Annotated in this window: 15 protein-coding genes; 1 reads left to right on the top strand and 14 read right to left on the bottom strand. The window is 59.9% G+C overall.

Going from position 1 to position 16,422, the window contains the following annotated elements; translation table 11 throughout:
• Nucleotides 1–356 precede the first annotated feature (356 nt).
• The 13 genes from CUU80_RS09575 to CUU80_RS09515 all read right to left on the bottom strand — a co-directional run bounded on the left by CUU80_RS09575 (nucleotide 357) and on the right by CUU80_RS09515 (nucleotide 14,275).
• A complete protein-coding gene (locus CUU80_RS09575) occupies nucleotides 357–722 on the bottom strand; it encodes a type II toxin-antitoxin system RelE/ParE family toxin (RefSeq protein WP_243388720.1) in 366 nt (121 codons plus the stop codon).
• The gene (locus CUU80_RS09570) at nucleotides 700–993 is read right to left on the bottom strand and encodes a prevent-host-death family protein (RefSeq protein WP_100497106.1); all 294 of its coding nucleotides are present in this window, start codon (nucleotides 991–993) and stop codon (nucleotides 700–702) included. Before CUU80_RS09570 ends, CUU80_RS09575 begins: the two co-directional genes overlap by 23 nt.
• Before the next feature lie 80 nt (nucleotides 994–1,073).
• Nucleotides 1,074–1,694, bottom strand: a complete 621-nt coding sequence (locus tag CUU80_RS09565; RefSeq protein WP_100497105.1) for a type II secretion system F family protein — start codon at nucleotides 1,692–1,694, stop codon at nucleotides 1,074–1,076.
• A gap of 8 nt (nucleotides 1,695–1,702) precedes the next feature.
• The gene (locus CUU80_RS09560) at nucleotides 1,703–2,215 is read right to left on the bottom strand and encodes a hypothetical protein (protein ID WP_279325006.1); all 513 of its coding nucleotides are present in this window, start codon (nucleotides 2,213–2,215) and stop codon (nucleotides 1,703–1,705) included.
• A gap of 275 nt (nucleotides 2,216–2,490) precedes the next feature.
• On the bottom strand, nucleotides 2,491–3,573 hold the full coding sequence (locus CUU80_RS09555; protein WP_439329981.1) for a TadA family conjugal transfer-associated ATPase: 1,083 nt from the start codon (nucleotides 3,571–3,573) through the stop codon (nucleotides 2,491–2,493).
• Nucleotides 3,563–4,657 (bottom strand): CpaE/TadZ family protein, encoded by a 1,095-nt coding sequence (locus tag CUU80_RS11050; protein WP_243388719.1) that lies wholly within the window; start codon nucleotides 4,655–4,657, stop codon nucleotides 3,563–3,565. Before CUU80_RS11050 ends, CUU80_RS09555 begins: the two co-directional genes overlap by 11 nt.
• Nucleotides 4,658–4,960: 303 nt before the next feature.
• Entirely contained in the window at nucleotides 4,961–5,686 is a 726-nt protein-coding gene (locus CUU80_RS09545) for a DedA family protein (protein ID WP_100497104.1), read from the bottom strand.
• Between the two features lie 427 nt (nucleotides 5,687–6,113).
• Nucleotides 6,114–6,785: an HAD family hydrolase gene (locus CUU80_RS09540; RefSeq protein WP_100497103.1), complete on the bottom strand. Its 672-nt coding sequence runs from the start codon at nucleotides 6,783–6,785 to the stop codon at nucleotides 6,114–6,116.
• A gap of 478 nt (nucleotides 6,786–7,263) precedes the next feature.
• Nucleotides 7,264–7,926 carry a heat shock protein transcriptional repressor HspR gene (locus CUU80_RS09535; protein ID WP_100497128.1) on the bottom strand — a complete coding sequence of 221 codons (663 nt, stop codon included), beginning with the start codon at nucleotides 7,924–7,926 and terminating at the stop codon, nucleotides 7,264–7,266.
• Nucleotides 7,927–8,116: 190 nt separating this feature from the next.
• The gene (locus CUU80_RS09530; RefSeq protein ID WP_100497102.1) at nucleotides 8,117–9,142 is read right to left on the bottom strand and encodes a DnaJ C-terminal domain-containing protein; all 1,026 of its coding nucleotides are present in this window, start codon (nucleotides 9,140–9,142) and stop codon (nucleotides 8,117–8,119) included.
• Nucleotides 9,143–9,510: 368 nt separating this feature from the next.
• Nucleotides 9,511–10,248, bottom strand: a complete 738-nt coding sequence (grpE, locus tag CUU80_RS09525) for a nucleotide exchange factor GrpE (RefSeq protein WP_100497101.1) — start codon at nucleotides 10,246–10,248, stop codon at nucleotides 9,511–9,513.
• Complete coding sequence (gene dnaK, locus CUU80_RS09520) at nucleotides 10,248–12,140, bottom strand: molecular chaperone DnaK (protein WP_100497100.1); 1,893 nt, start codon at nucleotides 12,138–12,140, stop codon at nucleotides 10,248–10,250. The genes grpE and dnaK overlap by 1 nt, the downstream gene beginning before the upstream one ends.
• A gap of 176 nt (nucleotides 12,141–12,316) precedes the next feature.
• Nucleotides 12,317–14,275 (bottom strand): alpha-amylase, encoded by a 1,959-nt coding sequence (locus CUU80_RS09515; RefSeq protein WP_207760116.1) that lies wholly within the window; start codon nucleotides 14,273–14,275, stop codon nucleotides 12,317–12,319.
• 223 nt (nucleotides 14,276–14,498) lie between these two features.
• Between CUU80_RS09515 and CUU80_RS09510 the strand changes: the two genes are divergently transcribed.
• Nucleotides 14,499–15,524 carry a LacI family DNA-binding transcriptional regulator gene (locus CUU80_RS09510; RefSeq protein ID WP_100497099.1) on the top strand — a complete coding sequence of 342 codons (1,026 nt, stop codon included), beginning with the start codon at nucleotides 14,499–14,501 and terminating at the stop codon, nucleotides 15,522–15,524.
• Between the two features lie 111 nt (nucleotides 15,525–15,635).
• Here the strand turns inward: CUU80_RS09510 and CUU80_RS09505 are convergent, their stop codons facing one another.
• On the bottom strand, nucleotides 15,636–16,409 hold the full coding sequence (locus CUU80_RS09505; protein ID WP_100497098.1) for a TraX family protein: 774 nt from the start codon (nucleotides 16,407–16,409) through the stop codon (nucleotides 15,636–15,638).
• Nucleotides 16,410–16,422: the final 13 nt, after the last annotated feature.

Below are 16,422 nucleotides of genomic sequence, written 5' to 3'. Positions count from 1 at the left end.
GTTCCTTTCTTCATTTGCGGAGCGTGGCGCGGCGTCGCGTCTGCTCCGTTTGTCGAATGTGATGTCCCCGCGCGAGGTACTTCCACTGTGCGGCATCGAGCCTGCGAAAGCCAGTGAAAACGAGGTATGTGGTTCTAGCTTCCTGGTTATCCACACCCCGGCGTGTCATCCACAACACATGTGGATAACCATTGGGCGACAATTTGGTTGGGGCATCGATCCGGCAGAAAGGCGGAAGACCGGACGATAAAAAACGAGTGAGAGCACTAAGATGGCGAGCCCAGCTGCACCCGTTTCAATCAGTAATCACTCAAATCAAAGAATGTTTGTTGTATTTCTGAATTTCAAGATGTATTTCAGCGCAATTTTGTTCGTTCTGAAGCCTTATACCCACGAATGAGACTCTTCGCGGTTTTCGCCGAATACAGATCATCATGCGTTCCCGTACGAGTGAGCACGAGCACTAATTCATCACCGTCGATGAAATACACGAGAAGCCAATCGCCGTCGATGTGCAATTCTCGGAAGCCGGTCCACTGGCCCGTCAAAGGATGATCGCGATATTTTGTTTTCAGAAGGTCAGTATTCCCGTCAACTATCGCCTGTATGGCCGGCTTCATGAGCTTGAGGTCGAAATGTTTCTTTTTCAGTGCTTTTGCGTCTTGATCAAACGCTCTGATAGTTGCGATGCCGGACAGCCTAGAGCGCATCGAAGTAACCATCCAATTCGTCTACGGATGTAAAGGAATGGGTATGCTCCTTGTCTCGCGCTTGACGGCGGGCTTCCGCATTGCGCAGCTCCTTCACTTCGTCCTCCAATTCGCGGAAATGCCGATAGTCGTGTTCGTTGATGATGAAGTAGACAGGTTCGTTGTTACGCAAAACGGTCACAGGAGTGTTATCGGCAACTTTGGCGAACTCAGCGCTTGCCGTGCCACGGCCGAACCGGCTGATGGGAACCAAGGTATCCACAGGAACAGTTAATGTAGTCATACAATTCTCCATGTTTTTATGCATGTATATTTACATGTACAATGTTCGTCGCGCCGCGGGACATTAAGTAAAACCAGCTCCTACACCATGAAGGAAATGATGGAGGGGATTACGCCGATGCAGACGAATGCCGGGAGAAAACACAGTCCGGTAGGCATGAGGAGACGTACAGTGAGCTTGGCGGTGCTGCGTTCGATACGCGCACGTTCGTCACGACTCAACTGTTCCGACGCCGCTTCAATACGGGCTGCAGGAGCGTCACCGTGCATCCAAGAGGATTCCAAAGCATCGCGAATCAAGCGCAAAGCCGACTCCGTGTGAGATGCCTCCACATGGGAACGCTCTGCATAAGGCAGCTTCTTGTTGGTCGGCTCTTTCGTACCAGCGAACGCGACTTTCCACGCATCATGCCAAGAGGCACCGGCATTCAGCAACTCCCCGGTCCGCGCCAAGCCACCGCCGCAAGCGCCTTTCGCAACAGCGCCCACGGCCTCCAAGGCACCGGGAATCGAAGCCCCTTGGCGCAGAGCCGCCTGTAACATATGCAAGATCAGCATGGTGCCGGATGCGCCGGTGTCGTACGCTGACGTCGATTGGGCCGTTGGCTTCGGCAAGCGGGCATCGTCCGCCGGTTTCGCGGTATACAGCCACACCGCAACCGCCACACACCAAGACATCGCGTGCGTTGTCATAAGGCTCATGGCGCACCTTACCCTTCTATGGTTTTGAGCAATGCACGCATCCAGAACAGGCCCAAGGCATAGCAGCAGGATCCCAACACCAGGCACAGCAGACCTTGTCTTGAACCGAACAGGAACGAAAGCGGTCTGGCACCCATCAATTCGCCGAGCGCTACCGTGATAGCCGGCAACGCGGTCAGCAATCCGACCGTGGCCTTGGGCACAGCCATCGCTTGCGCACGCAAATCATGCAGAAGCCGCATCTGGCTCCAGGCTTCAAGCACCGCCTGCAAGCATGGCACAGCCCGGCATCCCAGTCTCTCGCTGAGTGCTATCGCACCCGCCACTCCGACCGCCACTTGCGTGCACTGCGATTCGGTTTCTTCCGGCAGCCGACGAGCCTCAAACAACGCACGCAGCCTCGACTCGGATATACGGTGTACGGCGCTCGGGCGCAATCCCTGCTCGATGAACGCTTCCATCGCGCTGCCGCCACCGTTCATTCGCGCGATGACGGCAGCGATCACCTGCGCGACGCCCACGCGCGACGCCTCTAAACGAAGCGTGTCCGAACGAAGCACACCCGAACGTAACGGCTCATCCCGCGCACGATGCTGTACGAGATGTCGCGCAACATGTCGCACAAAACCCGACGAATCACCTGATAACGCTTCCGCCCGCACGGATCGTGACTTCCCAGTCCGCCTTAACGAAGCCACGTGCAATCGCGCGACGCTATCTTCGGAACCAGAACCACGGCGAGGCCATATCAGCATCGCCAACGCCATCAATATGGCACAACAAACAGTTGCCGCCGTCATAGGCTCCACTCCTTACGGAAATCCGCCCAGCTCGACGCATAACGCGGCTCATGCACGCCATCCCATACCGCAAGCGTTTCACCCATCAGACCATCGGAAAACCCACCGGCGGAAAGCTGATGCGCATGCATGTCCGGCTTCGCACGCAGACGCCCGATCTGCGTAATACAACGACGTCCACGAATACGCTCCACGTGCAATACCACGTCGAATGCGCCTTCCGCGAGCGCCGCCAACGCTTGAGGCGAGACTCCGGCAAGTAGTCCCAAGGCGATCAATCGCGCTGGTATACGGCGTACATCGTCCGCATGCAAGGTGGTCATACCGCCATGATGACCGGAGTTGAAAGCACGCAGCAGATCCACCACTTCCTCCCCTCGGCACTCCCCCAGCACCACACGATCGGGACGCATACGCAACGTGGCCTTCACCAAATCAGTAAGCCCTACCGCGCCCGCGCCCTCCACATTGGCGGCGCGAGCCACCAGCGAAACATGATTGGCGTGACCGAAATCGCCGAGCTCACGCACTTCCTCCACGGTGATGATGCGTTCCCGGTCATCGCATTGGCCAAGCAGCGCTTTAATCAACGTGGTTTTACCTGCTCCGGTACCTCCGGTGACCAATATCGTGGCGCGGCGGGCCACCAAACCGGCAATCAGCGGAAACCATCCAGCCGGAAACAGTCCAGCCTGACTCAGCATGGATAGCGTCATGGCTTCCTGTTTGGGGAATCGTATGGATATCGCGGCACCTTGCGGCACCAGCGGTGCAATCACCGCATGCACACGTACGCCTTGAGCATTGGCCGCGTCGGCAATGGGGCTGGCATCATCCAGACGGCATCCCAATTGCGCACACAGCTGCACCGCGTATTCCCGAACGACCTGCGCACTGCGAAACGGCACCTGCAGCGCATGCTCGCGCATCCCCGTACCACGATCCGCCCATACCCGACCATCGCATGTCACCGCCACATCGGTCACCTGCGGATCTTGTGCCAATTCGCGCAGCAAGCCGAACGCCATGCCCCGCCACACACGCTTGCGATCACGGCCGCGCACCAACTCACCGGCCATCGCTCCAAGCGCCTTCATCTTCCCAAGCGCCGCCACTCTCACGGGCACCATTGCCGTTGAGTCCACGACCACGACCGGCATCATTGCCACGGCCACGAGACCTCGGGTGTACGGCACGCTCCACCAAATCAGCCAAAGAATCCACCGTTTTACGGCTCCCCTTCGGCACCGAACGGATGCCCAATCCTTCCAGCACATCACCGCACAGAGTCACACTCGGTCGTACCGGCCCCAGTACCGCCGCCGCAAGATAATCCTCAGCCTCGCCGATGCCTACATTGCCGCGCCCGCGCGGTGCCCCTCGCGGCTCAATCCCCACCACATCCGGCGCTGCGCACTTCCACGCCGCCAATCGATTCCTGTGCGCCTTGGCCCGCGCCAAACCAAGTACCGACAATTCCACGACCATCAGTTGCGCAGCGTCACGCAACTCAGGAATCGCTTCCACCAACTCGCCTTGCCCGGCGTCCACAATCACCACGTCATTCGTTTGCGCCAGCGCGCGCAAAGCCGCCTGTACTTCCCACCATTCAGGAGTTTGCCCATCCCACGGGTGGTATGGCAGCACACGCACGCCCTCCCATGCGGTCAGCTCGTAATGCAATGCCTCGCCTTCGATCTGGCCAAGCGGAGCTTCGATCTCGTTGAATCGCAAACCCGGTTCGCGCTCTACGCCCAGCAGCAGGTCCAAACATCCCGAAGTGAAATCGACGTCCACCAGCGCGCATCGCAATCCGCGATTGGCAAGCTCCCACGAAAGCATGGCCGCAAGCACGCTCGATCCCACACCTGCGTGCCCGGCGGTCATCGTCACGATATTGTGCAATGCCGTATCCGTGGCAGGCAAGATTTCCGGCGCTGCTTTGGACCGCTTTCGTTTGCCCGAGGTTGCCGGCTGGGGCGGCGGCGTGTAGTAGCGCGGGACTGCGGCGGCAATGTCCGGAGGCCTGATCGCGCGGGCTGCGGCACAGTCATCATCCGGCAGCGGAACATCAAGCGGCGGTGCGAGGGACACCGCGGCTCGTGAATCCCGCGAGCGCTGCATTGCGTGAGAACGGGAGGAAATATTGCTGTTGCTGTTCATACGCCGATTGAATCGTATCGGCGAAGTTCTCGGCAACCTGAAACGACCTATGTGGTTCCAGCTTGCCAGTTATGCACATGCCGGCGTGTCATCCACAACAAATGTGGATAACCACGCCAGCATGGGTTAGTCAGTCGGTTAGTTAGTTAGTCAGTCAGTCGGCTAATTAGCCAGTCGGTCGCCCAGTCAACCAGCCCGGTCGCCCCCGTATCAGTAGCCAGTCAACCAAGCCCAGTCCAGCCCAACCAGTCAGTCAGTCAGTCGCCCAGCAGAGCCTTCCCCGAGCCGTTACAGACCGTACGACTACTTCTCCAAATGCTCGATGCCATCCTCCATAGCATCCAGCTGGGAGTCGGTCACCTTGGCCGGCTTCTTCTTGCCGAACTTGGCCTTGAACAGGCCAACAATCGTCGGCGTCAGCGAGACCAACAGAATCAGTACGATCACCAGTTCGAAATGGTCCTGCACAGCCGGAATGTTGCCGAAGAAGTAGCCCAGCAGCGTGAACAGCGTGGACCAAGTGAGACCACCGAGCACCGAGAACGGCGTGAAACGGCTCCAACGCATGCCGGAAATACCGGAGATGAACGGCATGAACGTACGGATGAACGGGAAGAAACGGCCCAGGAACACTGCCAGCGGACCCCACTTCTCGATCATGCCTTCAGTTTTGGCAATACGCTCGGGAGTCATGGCCTTCACTTTGCCAGACTGGATGATGCGGCGGCCAAAGAAGTGACCGATGAAGTAGTTGCACTGATCACCGATAATCGGCGCACACCAAACAACCGGCAACAGCCAGAACAACGGCAGTGCAGCCTTGCCGGTCGCCGCATCCGGAGCGGCGAACACACCGGCGGCGAACAGCAGCGAGTCGCCGGGAAGGAACGGGAAGAACACCACGCCCGTTTCGATGAAAACGATAAGGAAAATGAAGCCGAGAGTCGGTGCCACGCCCATGGCGATCCAGCCGGCGATAGCGGCGCGCGGATCCTTCAGCAGTTCAAGAATAAAGTTGATAAAGCCCATCTGATTCCTGGAATTCCTATGAGTCGAAGTCGGTCATGCACCACTCGTCCCGCTCTCGCCGAACGCTGCGGCGGGCGGCCGTACGCGCGGCGCACGTATGGAAACCGCCCACTACCCTACCAGCGGGGCTTATACAAGTGACGGCGCAGACCAACAGGTCAGAGAAATCTGCACAATTATTGGGCGCAGCCCGCCTGTGGCCATGCACGTCGATTGACTCGCGTGAGTCAGCCCACGTCAATCAAATGATTCCGGCCCACCAGCATCAATAGATCGTTGCGCAGATCAGAGAGAGCCCACCGTTTGCCCGATACCAATCGGCGTTCATCGAAAAGCATCAGACAAACAATCAAACAAAAAACGTCAAGCAATCGGTCAAACAGCCGATTACCTGACGTTCACAGCTCCATAATGCCAATCAGCACCGTCACTTGCCTAACCGCTGACGCACGAAAGCATCAAGCGCAGCGGCGTCGATGCCATCATACGAGTCGATGGACGCGAACTGGCCGAGGCCGGACGTATCAGTGCGGATCCAGCCAGTCTGTGCAATCAACGTGGCACCGGAAGCGGCACCGGCCTGAAGCCCCACCGAGGAATCCTCCAGAACCACGCACTTGGCCATGTCTTCAGGCGCGATGCCGAGTTTCGCGGCAGCCGCCAAGTACGGCGCGGGGTTCGGCTTGTGTTCAAACGGATCATCGCCGCACACGTAGCCGGCGAGCAAACCATCCGCCTGCTTCATGATGTTCTCCGCCATGCGCCGGGGCGAAGTGGTGACCAACATCGAAGGAATGCCGGCATCCTTGAGGGAACGCAGTACATCTTGTACACCGGGAATCCACGGCAGACGCGTCACCTCGGCGTTGAACACGTAATCCTTGAGCTGCTTGTCGATCTCCTCGACGCTCAGTTTGCAACCTCGCTCGATCATATGTCGCGCCACGCTGGGCACCGGCGTACCGGAGCACTGCCAGCCGAGATCCTCATTCCATTCACCGCCGTTGGCATGGGCGATTTCAATTTCGCCGTCGTGCCACAGCGGCTCCGAATCGATAAGCGTTCCATCCAGATCCCAGAACACGGCCTTAAGCAGCATGGTTTTTCTCCATTCGTAGTCGGGCAACGGCCATTTCAACCACTTCTATATCATCAACTCCGTGAGACAGCGGTGGCCATCGTTCTGACGGTCGTGTCGGATGCGGCGAACAACGATAATCTCACCGCCTCTCACCGCCTCTCACCGCCTCTCACCACCGCCCTTCGCCGCTCGCCGCGAAAATGTACCGCTGAGACGATGTCAGAGAGACATATTCGCGAAACAAGGAAACGACGAAAATTTTCCATCCACCCCAGCAAATTCCAACAAATTCACCGCCGCCCTTCGCGAAAATGTACCACTGAGACGAAGTCAGAGAGACATATTCGCGGGGGGGGGAGAGAAAAACTCAGGCCAAATAAGCTGATGGCGCTCAGGATATGAGGATATGGAGATGCGGATGACGGCCATCGGCCCAGATGAAGATGTCAAGTCACAAAACTCTTGGCGCTAGCTCCAGCACCGAGGGCCTTGTGTCTCACCAGCCCCAGAGGACCATGGATTTGGAGTCGTCGATATACGGGGAGATGTCGGCGGAACGAGAGGGGCCATCGGCACCCCCAACGCTGCCCGCGTTGGCACCCGCGCCCGACGCGCCCGACATGCCCGACGCACCAGCGCCAGTCACACCGGAAGCGGTGAAACGGCCGGGAAGTTCTCGGACCTCATGGCGGATCGCATTACGCCACAGACGAGCACGATTGGAGCGCTGCACCTCCACGATGTTGCCATCACGACCGGCGGCGAAGACACTGTCCCCACTGGCCGTCTGCATGCGCTTAACCTCGCGGCGCAATTGGCGGTTCTCCTCTTCGAGCTCCAAAATGCGCGCGATGCCAGAAAGGTTGATGCCCTCGTCCTGACTCAAACGCTGAGCACGAGCCAAGCGGGCGATATCGCGCAGACAGTAGCGGCGAGCGCCGCCATCCGTGCGCTGCGGGCGGATCAGCCCCAGACGGTCGTATTGACGCAGCGTCTGAGGATGCATATTGGCCAGCTCGGCCGTTTGCCCGACGGTAAAAATAGGCAGTTCGATGTCGAAACCGACCTCGTCGGCTCCGTCCAGATCGGCACGCCCCAAGACGATTGCGGTGGCGCACATGGCGTACAACTGTCGCATCTGATTGGCTCCTCTGGCCATCATGCGCCTCCTAGTACAAACTTTTGAATCTTTGAATCGGCGATTCGCCCGAACGATTCACCCGAACGATTCACCCGAACCGACTTACCCGAACCGCCGAACGACGAACCCGGCAAACGAGTTGACGGTCAAGCCGCAACCGCTAGGCTACGGCCGACCGTCAACACTCGAAACGTCAGAATCCGATCCGTTACCGGTTCAGATAGTCGCCGGCCTTGGCGTCGAATTCCTTGGCGACGTGCTTAACCGCCAGCCCCGGCTTGGCCGGAACCATGATCTGCACGCGGCCGATCAGATCGCCCGCCGCATTGCCATGCTTGACGCCCAACCCGGACAGCTTGATTTCAGCGCCCGAGCTGGAACCGGCCGGCACCTTGAAAGTGACCGGATTGCCGTCAATATCCTTGGCTTCGACCTTGCCGCCGGCCACGGCCTCGCCCACGGTAACAGGCAGGTCCATGACCAGATCATGGCCGCGCATCGAGAAGGTCGAATCGTCCTTGACGGTGACGTGCAGGTACAGGTCGCCGGACGCGCCGCCGTTCACACCCGGCTTGCCCTTGCCGGACAGCTTGATCTTCTGGCCATCCTTGACGCCGGCAGGCACATGGGCCTTGAACTTCTTGCCGTCCACCGACAGCGACACGGTCGCGCCCTTCACCGCCTGACGCAACGTCAGGCTGATCTTGGAGTTGCGGTCCTCGCCGCGCTCCGGACGCGGAGCCTCCTCATAGCCGTACGAGCCGCCGGGGTTGCCGTACCCGCCGCCGTACTGTGCACCGGCCTGACCGCCTGCACCACCGAACATGGAGAAGATGTCGTTGATGTTGGGCCCGCCGTTGCCACCGGATGTGGAGAAACGAATACGCGAGCCATTGCCGCCCATGCCGGAGCCCGCCCCGAACATGGAACCGAAGATATCGGAGAAGCCGGAAGCATCGAAGCCGCCGGAACCGGAACCGCCGGCGAAGCGAGCGCCGCCCATGCCGAACTGACGGATCGCATCGTACTTCTGGCGATCCTCCTTCTTGCTCAGCACGTCATAGGCTTCCGAGATGTCCTTGAACTTCTCCTCGGCTTCCTTGGTCTTGTTGACGTCCGGATGGTATTTGCGCGCCAGCTTGCGGTACGCTTTTTTGATTTCGTCGTCCGAAGCGTCCTTGGAGACACCAAGGACCTTGTAGAAATCCTTGCTGAGCCATTCGTTCTCAGCCATTCATGTCTCCTTTCGTTATATGTAAAAGTCTGTATGATTGGCCGGCACCCCTCAACAGATGAAGGGGCGACCGTTAATGATGAAACGTTGCTTTAGCGCGGTGACCGCGGGATGACGGCCGGTCACTTCAGCGCGGTGACCGCGGGGAGTCGGGATATGCGTTGCTCGACACACTCAAGGCCGTTTGGCCAAGCCTACAGTCGAGCAACGCATATCCCGACTCCCCGCTCTGTGTAGCGGTCAACTTACGTTGGATGGAGCGTAAGTGAGTTAGCACACAGATCCGTACGTTCGTCAACTCGCCGCGCTTGAAAATGAGCGACTGACGAGCGAACAGATTTCGGAAAGGCCCTCTTTTAGCGGAGGGATTAGTTTTGCGGGGAGGCTACTACTACTCGGGCGGCGCGGATTACGCGGTCGCCGATGCGGTAGCCGGCTTCGACCACGGTATCGACCGTTTCCTTGTCGGCGTCCGCGTCCGGCTTGTGCAGGATCGCGTCATGCTTGGTGGGGTCGAATTCCTCGCCCTTCTCACCGAACTTCTCCACGCCGAACTTCTCGAAGGCCTTGTCGATTTTCGCGGCGACAGCCTTGAACGAGTCGTCCATCTCGCTGTGTTCGCGGATGCGGTCGATGTCGTCCAGAGCCGGCAGCAGCGCGGTCAGCACGTCGATGATGCCATGCTGGCGGAAGCGCTCCTGCTCACGGGTGGCGCGGTTGCGGTAGTTGATGAACTCCGCACGCTCACGCTGCAGAGCCTCAAGGTATTCAGCGGCTTCCTTCTTTGCCTTGCCCAGCGGGGTCAAGGTGTCGTCGGAAGCAGAATCGGAAGAATCAGCAGCATCAGCCGAGCCATCGCCAGCCGGCTTCTCGCCGTCAGCCGCAGACTTCGCAGCGTTGGCGTTGGCATCGGCATCGGACTTCGCGCCCTCAGCCTTGGCCGAATCGGCAGCCGAGTCGCCAGCCGCAGCACCAGCTGCACCGGCGCCAGCAGCACCCGAATCGCCCGCAGAGGAGGCCGTGCCGGCCGCAGAGGACTGGGCGTTGGCCAAGTCGTCTGCGTCCGGCAGGTCGTTCAGATAGTCGTCCTTATTGAACTCGGACATCACTTGTTGCCCTTGTCGTCATCGTCGTCCACGACCTCGGCCTCAACGGTGTCGTCGTCAGCAGAAGCGGAACCAGCGGAAGCGCCAGCCGCGCCAGCACCAGCAGCGCCAGCCGCACCGGCGGCACCCTCAGCGCCCTGCTGGGCGTAGAGCACCTGGCCGATCTTCTGGGCGGCGGTCATCAGCTCGGTCTGAGCGGTCTTGACCTTCTCGGTGTCCTCGCCCTTCAGGGATTCCTTCAGAGCGTTGACCTTCTCGGTGACTTCCTTGACGATGTCGTCGGAGAGCTTGTCCTTGTTGTCGTTGACGAGCTTCTCGGTGCTGTAGGCGAAGGCCTCGGCCTGGTTGCGGGTCTCGGCGTCTTCCTTACGCTTCTTATCCTCAGCCTCGTGAGCCTCAGCTTCCTTGACCATACGATCGATCTCGTCCTTCGGCAGGCCGGAACCACCGGTGATGGTCATGGACTGCTCCTTACCGGTGCCCTTGTCCTTGGCGGAGACGTGCACGATGCCGTTGGCGTCGATATCGAAGGTGACCTCGATCTGCGGGACGCCACGCGGAGCCGGAGCGATGCCGGTCAGCTCGAAGGTGCCCAGCGGCTTGTTGTCGCGAGCGAACTCACGCTCACCCTGGTAGACCTGAATCAGCACGGACGGCTGGTTGTCTTCAGCGGTGGAGAAGACCTCGGAGCGCTTGGTAGGAATAGCGGTGTTGCGGTCGATGAGCTTGGTCATGATGCCGCCCTTGGTCTCGATACCGAGGGAAAGCGGGGTCACATCGATGAGCAGCACGTCCTTACGGTCGCCCTTGATGACGCCGGACTGCACGGCAGCGCCGACAGCCACAACCTCATCCGGGTTCACGGACTGGTTGGCTTCCTTGCCGCCGGTGAGCTCCTTGACGAGCTCCTTGACGGCCGGCATACGGGTGGAACCACCGACGAGCACCACGTGATCGATGTCGGACACGGAGATGCCGGCGTCGTGCAGCACGTTGTTGAACGGGGTGCGGCAACGGCCGAGCAGATCGGAGGTCATTTCCTCGAAGTGCGCACGGGTCAGGGTCTCATCCAGATGGACCGGGGTGCCGTCAGGGGTCATGGCCAGGTACTGCATGGAAATGCTGGTGGAGGTGGAGGAGGAGAGTTCCTTCTTCGCCTGCTCAGCAGCTTCCTTCAGACGCTGCAGGGCGATCTTGTCCTTGCTCAGGTCAACGCCGTACTTGTTCTTGACTTCGCCGACCAGCCAATCGATGATCTTCTGATCCCAATCGTCGCCGCCCAGGTGGTTATCGCCGTTGGTGGCCTGCACCTGAATGGTGGAGAAGCCATCGTCGTCCTTGCCGATCTCCAGCAGGGAGACATCGAAGGTGCCGCCGCCGAGGTCGAAGACCAGGATGCGCTCGTCTTCCTTGCCCTTCTCAAGGCCGTAAGCCAGAGCGGCTGCGGTCGGCTCGTTGATGATACGCAGGACGTTCAGGCCTGCGATCTTGCCGGCGTCCTTGGTGGCCTGACGCTGAGCATCGTTGAAGTATGCCGGGCAGGTGATCACGGCGTCGGTGACCGGCTCGCCGAGGTAAGCCTCAGCGTCGCGCTTCAGCTTCATCAGGATCTGCGCGGAGATCTCCTGCGGGGTCCACTTCTTGCCGTCGATCTCGACGGTCCAATCGGTGCCCATGTGACGCTTGACAGAAGAAATGGTGCGGTCAACGTTGGTCACGGCCTGACGCTTGGCCACTTCGCCGACGAGAATCTCGCCGGACTTGGAGAATGCCACCACGGACGGCGTGGTGCGGGCACCCTCAGCGTTGACGATAACGGTGGGCTCGCCGCCTTCCAGCGTTGCGATGCAGGAATTCGTAGTACCCAGATCGATACCAACTGCACGTGCCATAATGTGTGCTCCTTTTTTGTTTGTTATTCGTTCTTACGTTCTTCGCCCAAGTTCCTCGGGAATCCTTTGGAGATTCCTTGGCAGGTTCTCGGACCTTCCAAAACTTGAGCCTACACCACTCAACTTCCCGGACGCAAGTTCTATTCCCAAATTCCCCACAAAAAGTTGAGCACATCTCACTCAAGTTTTGCGAACGACTTGCACACACGACCGGCGGCGACGACCAGCAGCATCGCGCCGGCCAGCACCAACACCGACAACCCCGCGGAATGATTGGCCTCGTCGATCGCCTCGGCCATCTCCTCGTCCATCACGATCTGCGCATGATCCGCAGGTTGCGCACCCACCATCGCCGCCGCGCTGGAGACGAACCAGTCCGGGTCGGCCGGGTCGGTACGCCGGCCATCAGAAGCACCGCCAGAAGCACCGCCAGCGCTCCCCGCGCTCCCCGAACGCTCCGCACCCACATGGATGGCGACCGCCGAACCGGCAGGCAACGTGGCTTCGAAGGTACCGTCCGACCTGACGGAGACCGCGGCGGAACAGTCGCCTGTGGCATACACGTTGCAGTACACGCCGGCCGGCAGCGAAGTCGCGAATGTTCGCGTAACCGATTCATCGCTGTTGTTGATCGCCAGATACCCCACGCCGGCGTCGGCCTTGCCCGCTACAGCCAGGTCGTCGGCAGCCGCAGAACCGTCAGAATCCCCGGAATCATCCGCAATCGCGCCGCGTCCGAAACCGACCACGTTCTCGCCGTATTCCTTCCAATCCGTGACCTTGGTGCCGGCAACCGCGTTGTGGAAGCCGATCATGCCGCGAATGGCGGTCCATCGTTGCGCACACTGCCACGTCCCGCTCGACTCAGTATTCGCCGATTCGCCCGCATCACCCGCCGGACAAGTCATATCCGGCACCGCACTATCCGTGGCACCGGGCGCGCCACCGTCGGCATTGGCGAAGTAATAGCCGGAGAACACGTGCGGCTGACCGTACCCGTACGCCAGCAGGAAGGCGTTGGCCAACAGATATTTCGAACCGTCCTTATAGGTCAGCGCGCTGCCGTTACGCTCGGTGTCCCAGTTCGTCACCCACACGGCGGCCCTGTCGGACGGCACCCAACTTGCGCTGGCCCCGATGCCTCCAAGGCCGAAACTGGCGGAATTGATATCGTTATCGAACGCCTGCTTGAGTCGCGCGTTGACGTTGAATTCGGAGACTTTGCCGTTGGCGAGATATTGCGCGGGTTGGATTTCCTTGGCTTCCGCAGAGTTGCCGATCACCTCCTGCTCGAAGAAGATGTCGTCTGCCGCGCGCCCGGACTTGGCCGCTAGTTTGGCTTTGATGGCCGCAACATCCGCGGCGGCGATGTGTTTGACGGCGTCCACGCGGAAGCCGGCCACGCCCATGTCCAGCAACGTGGCCATATAGTCGGCGAGCTTGTTCTGCACATACTCCTGACTGGTGTCGAGGTCCTGCAATCCGGAAAGACGGCAGTTCTGTACGTTGCTCGCGTTGCGATAATTGCTGACGTTGTCGGTGCAGCTGTGGAAATTGGCGGCAGTGTACGGTACTTCGGGGAAGTTGCCCTCGCCGTCGAACCGGCTGCCGGCCACGCCGGAGCCGGAACGATCCGCGCCGGCCATGTGATTGATGACCGCGTCCGCTATGACGCCCACGCCGGCCGCCTTGCACTGCTTGATCATGGCTTTGAACTCGGCTTCGGTGCCGAGTTTGGAATCGAGCCGATAGCTGACCGGCTGATAGGAGGTCCACCATTGCCGGCCCGCGATGGTCTCTTGCGGCGGGGAGACCTGCACGTACCCCACGCCTTCCGGACCGTACGTTTCGGTGCATTCGCGCGCCACGGAATTCCAGTTGGTCTGGAAGGCGATGACGATCACGTCGCTGCCGGGCTCGGATTCGGCGGCAGAGGCAAGCGGGACCGTTGCACCCAGCAATGTTGCGCCCGCGCCAATCGCACCTAAACCCGACGCACCAGCCGAACCAAACGCCAGAACGCCCGCCGCAATCGCCGCCGCAAACCTACGCAACGCTCCGCGCAACTTCCCACGCCACGTCTCATCGGCCCGACGCGTTCCGCCGACCCGCAGCGCTCCGTCAAATCGTCGCATCACCGCACCCCCTACTCACCATCGAGTACCCCCGTCACCAATAGCATACGTTCGCAACGGGTAACTATCGCAAGAATATCATGATTAAAGCAGTCGTTAATCCGACGTTTCGCTAACGTTTGCAGTGTACAATGATATAAGTTGACAGCACAACGACGTATTATCACGACAGTTCAACCATCACGGGACGATGACCGACTGTCTCATCAACTGAGGAGGGCACATGGGCAAGGCAGATATCTACGAAGTAGCAAAGGCCGCCGGCGTATCCATCTCCACAGTCTCACGCGCGTTCACCCGACCGGACCTGGTTTCGGACAAAACCCGTCGCAAGGTGTTGGATATCGCCGACAAACTCGACTTCAGCATCTCCCGCTCGGCCACAGCCCTGAAGTCCGGCCGCACCAACCGCGTGGCGCTGCTGATGAACGAGGAAATCACCAGCTGGTTCAATACGCAAACGTTCGCCGGCATCGAATCGGTGATGCATCCGGCCGGGTACGACATTTCGCTGTTCCAGCACATCGACACCGAAGAGAACCGTCATGAGTTCTTCACCGAGCTGCCGATCCGCCGCAACGTGGACGCCGTGTTCGTAGCGTCGTTCGCCATCGACCCGCACGAGGCGGAGCAGCTCAAGCGACTCCACGTACCGATCGTCGGTATCAACACCCCGTCCGAGGCCGGCTTCGACGCCTCCATCAGCATCGATGACGAGCGCGGCATGTACACCGCCACCCAGCACCTGATCAACCTCGGACATAAGCACATCGTGTACCCGTGCTCGGAGGCGGCACTGCTGAACTCCTCGATCGACGCCCGTACGCGCGGCTTCATCCAGGCTTGCAAGGACAACGAGCACAAGCACGATCTCAACTGGCAGGTGCTGTCCGTGCCGCGCGGTCCGGCGTTCGCCGATTCCGCGCTGTCCGCACTGCTGGCGCTGGAGGAATTCCCGGACGCGATCTGCTGCCAGATGGATATGATGGCGATTCCGCTGGTGCTCAAGCTGGAGCGCTACGGTCACCGCACGCCACGCGATTACTCGATTGTGGGCTTTGACGACAGCCCCTACGCCGACACCATCAACCTGACTACCATGAAGCAGGATCCGTATGCGATGGGCAAGATCGCGGCCACCAAGGCATTGAAGCTCATCGACGGCAAGCCGCTCGACAACCAGCACGAAGTGGTGGAAGCGCAGCTGGTGCCGCGCAGCACCGATATGCCATTCGGCGACATGGAGTAAGAGACTGCCCTCACGAAGACACGGAAACGGCCTGCGACCAATGTGACTTACATGGTTCGCAGGCCGTTTTCCTATTGTCCGACCGTCATCAAGTCATGCAGGCGAATCGCGCTACAGCAAGGCGCCGATGAGCAGCATGGCCGGGTAGAGCGCGTAAAACACCCATTTGGTCCAGGAATGCTTATACCCAAGCTCCTCGTTGCGGTAGTGGAGGAAGGCCACACCAATGCCCGGCGTAATGCACATCACCGCACCCAACAGACCGGCGGTGAACATCATCGTGTTCTCGCGGGGAGCCAGGAAGTAGAAGATCAGCACGAAGGCGAGGGTCACCGCGCCCGTATACATCACGCGCTGGCTTACGCCGACGCGCATGATGAGATTCCACAGCACGCCGGCGATGATCACCGCGATGGCGAGCAGCCAACGCGGAGCGCCCGAATATGTGCGCCGAATCCAATCGATGCAGACAAGCACCACGTATGCGAAGAACAATCCCCACACCGGGTTGTGCGTGTGCGCGTCGAACCAATGCCCGGTCATGATCTTGTCGTACGGGAAGCCGGCGAGGCTCGCCACGATGAACAGCTCGACCCCATACCGAACCCGGTTGCCCGTGTGCTTCCAGCCGTCGAAGAGCAGCCAGGCGTAGATCGGCACCGCGCACCACGAGGCGATCTCGCACACCACGGCGACGGTCAGGCCAGTCATGTTGTCGGCGGACGGCTCACCGAACAGCAGCGGCACCAGCGTGGTGGAGGCCACGGAAAGCGCCATGAACACGGCACCGATCACCTTGAGACGGAACACGGACAGACCCTTGTGACGTCGCCCGGCTCTCACTTCAGCCGCCTTGCGCTGACGAGCCATTTCGATCTCGTTCATGGATGCTCCTTTG

It is taken from the genome of Bifidobacterium scaligerum, assembly GCF_002802865.1.
Lineage (GTDB): Bacteria > Actinomycetota > Actinomycetes > Actinomycetales > Bifidobacteriaceae > Bifidobacterium > Bifidobacterium scaligerum.
The sequence above is the reverse complement of the archived record's forward strand: the minus strand, read 5'-3'. Positions and strand labels throughout refer to the sequence as shown.

Excerpts from the sequence above, each read along its gene's own strand:
- CUU80_RS11050 (WP_243388719.1), bottom strand. The coding sequence starts at position 4,657 with ATGAACAGCAACAGCAATATTTCCTCCCGTTCTCACGCAATGCAGCGC.
- CUU80_RS09540 (WP_100497103.1), bottom strand. The coding sequence starts at position 6,785 with ATGCTGCTTAAGGCCGTGTTCTGGGATCTGGATGGAACGCTTATCGAT.
- dnaK (WP_100497100.1), bottom strand. The coding sequence starts at position 12,140 with ATGGCACGTGCAGTTGGTATCGATCTGGGTACTACGAATTCCTGCATC.
- CUU80_RS09575 (WP_243388720.1), bottom strand. The coding sequence starts at position 722 with ATGGTTACTTCGATGCGCTCTAGGCTGTCCGGCATCGCAACTATCAGA.
- CUU80_RS09565 (WP_100497105.1), bottom strand. The coding sequence starts at position 1,694 with ATGAGCCTTATGACAACGCACGCGATGTCTTGGTGTGTGGCGGTTGCG.
- CUU80_RS09530 (WP_100497102.1), bottom strand. The coding sequence starts at position 9,142 with ATGGCTGAGAACGAATGGCTCAGCAAGGATTTCTACAAGGTCCTTGGT.
- CUU80_RS09555 (WP_439329981.1), bottom strand. The coding sequence starts at position 3,573 with ATGGCCGGTGAGTTGGTGCGCGGCCGTGATCGCAAGCGTGTGTGGCGG.
- CUU80_RS09515 (WP_207760116.1), bottom strand. The coding sequence starts at position 14,275 with ATGCGACGATTTGACGGAGCGCTGCGGGTCGGCGGAACGCGTCGGGCC.
- CUU80_RS09535 (WP_100497128.1), bottom strand. The coding sequence starts at position 7,926 with ATGGCCAGAGGAGCCAATCAGATGCGACAGTTGTACGCCATGTGCGCC.
- CUU80_RS09570 (WP_100497106.1), bottom strand. The coding sequence starts at position 993 with ATGACTACATTAACTGTTCCTGTGGATACCTTGGTTCCCATCAGCCGG.
- CUU80_RS09545 (WP_100497104.1), bottom strand. The coding sequence starts at position 5,686 with ATGGGCTTTATCAACTTTATTCTTGAACTGCTGAAGGATCCGCGCGCC.
- CUU80_RS09510 (WP_100497099.1), top strand. The coding sequence starts at position 14,499 with ATGGGCAAGGCAGATATCTACGAAGTAGCAAAGGCCGCCGGCGTATCC.
- CUU80_RS09505 (WP_100497098.1), bottom strand. The coding sequence starts at position 16,409 with ATGAACGAGATCGAAATGGCTCGTCAGCGCAAGGCGGCTGAAGTGAGA.
- grpE (WP_100497101.1), bottom strand. The coding sequence starts at position 10,248 with ATGTCCGAGTTCAATAAGGACGACTATCTGAACGACCTGCCGGACGCA.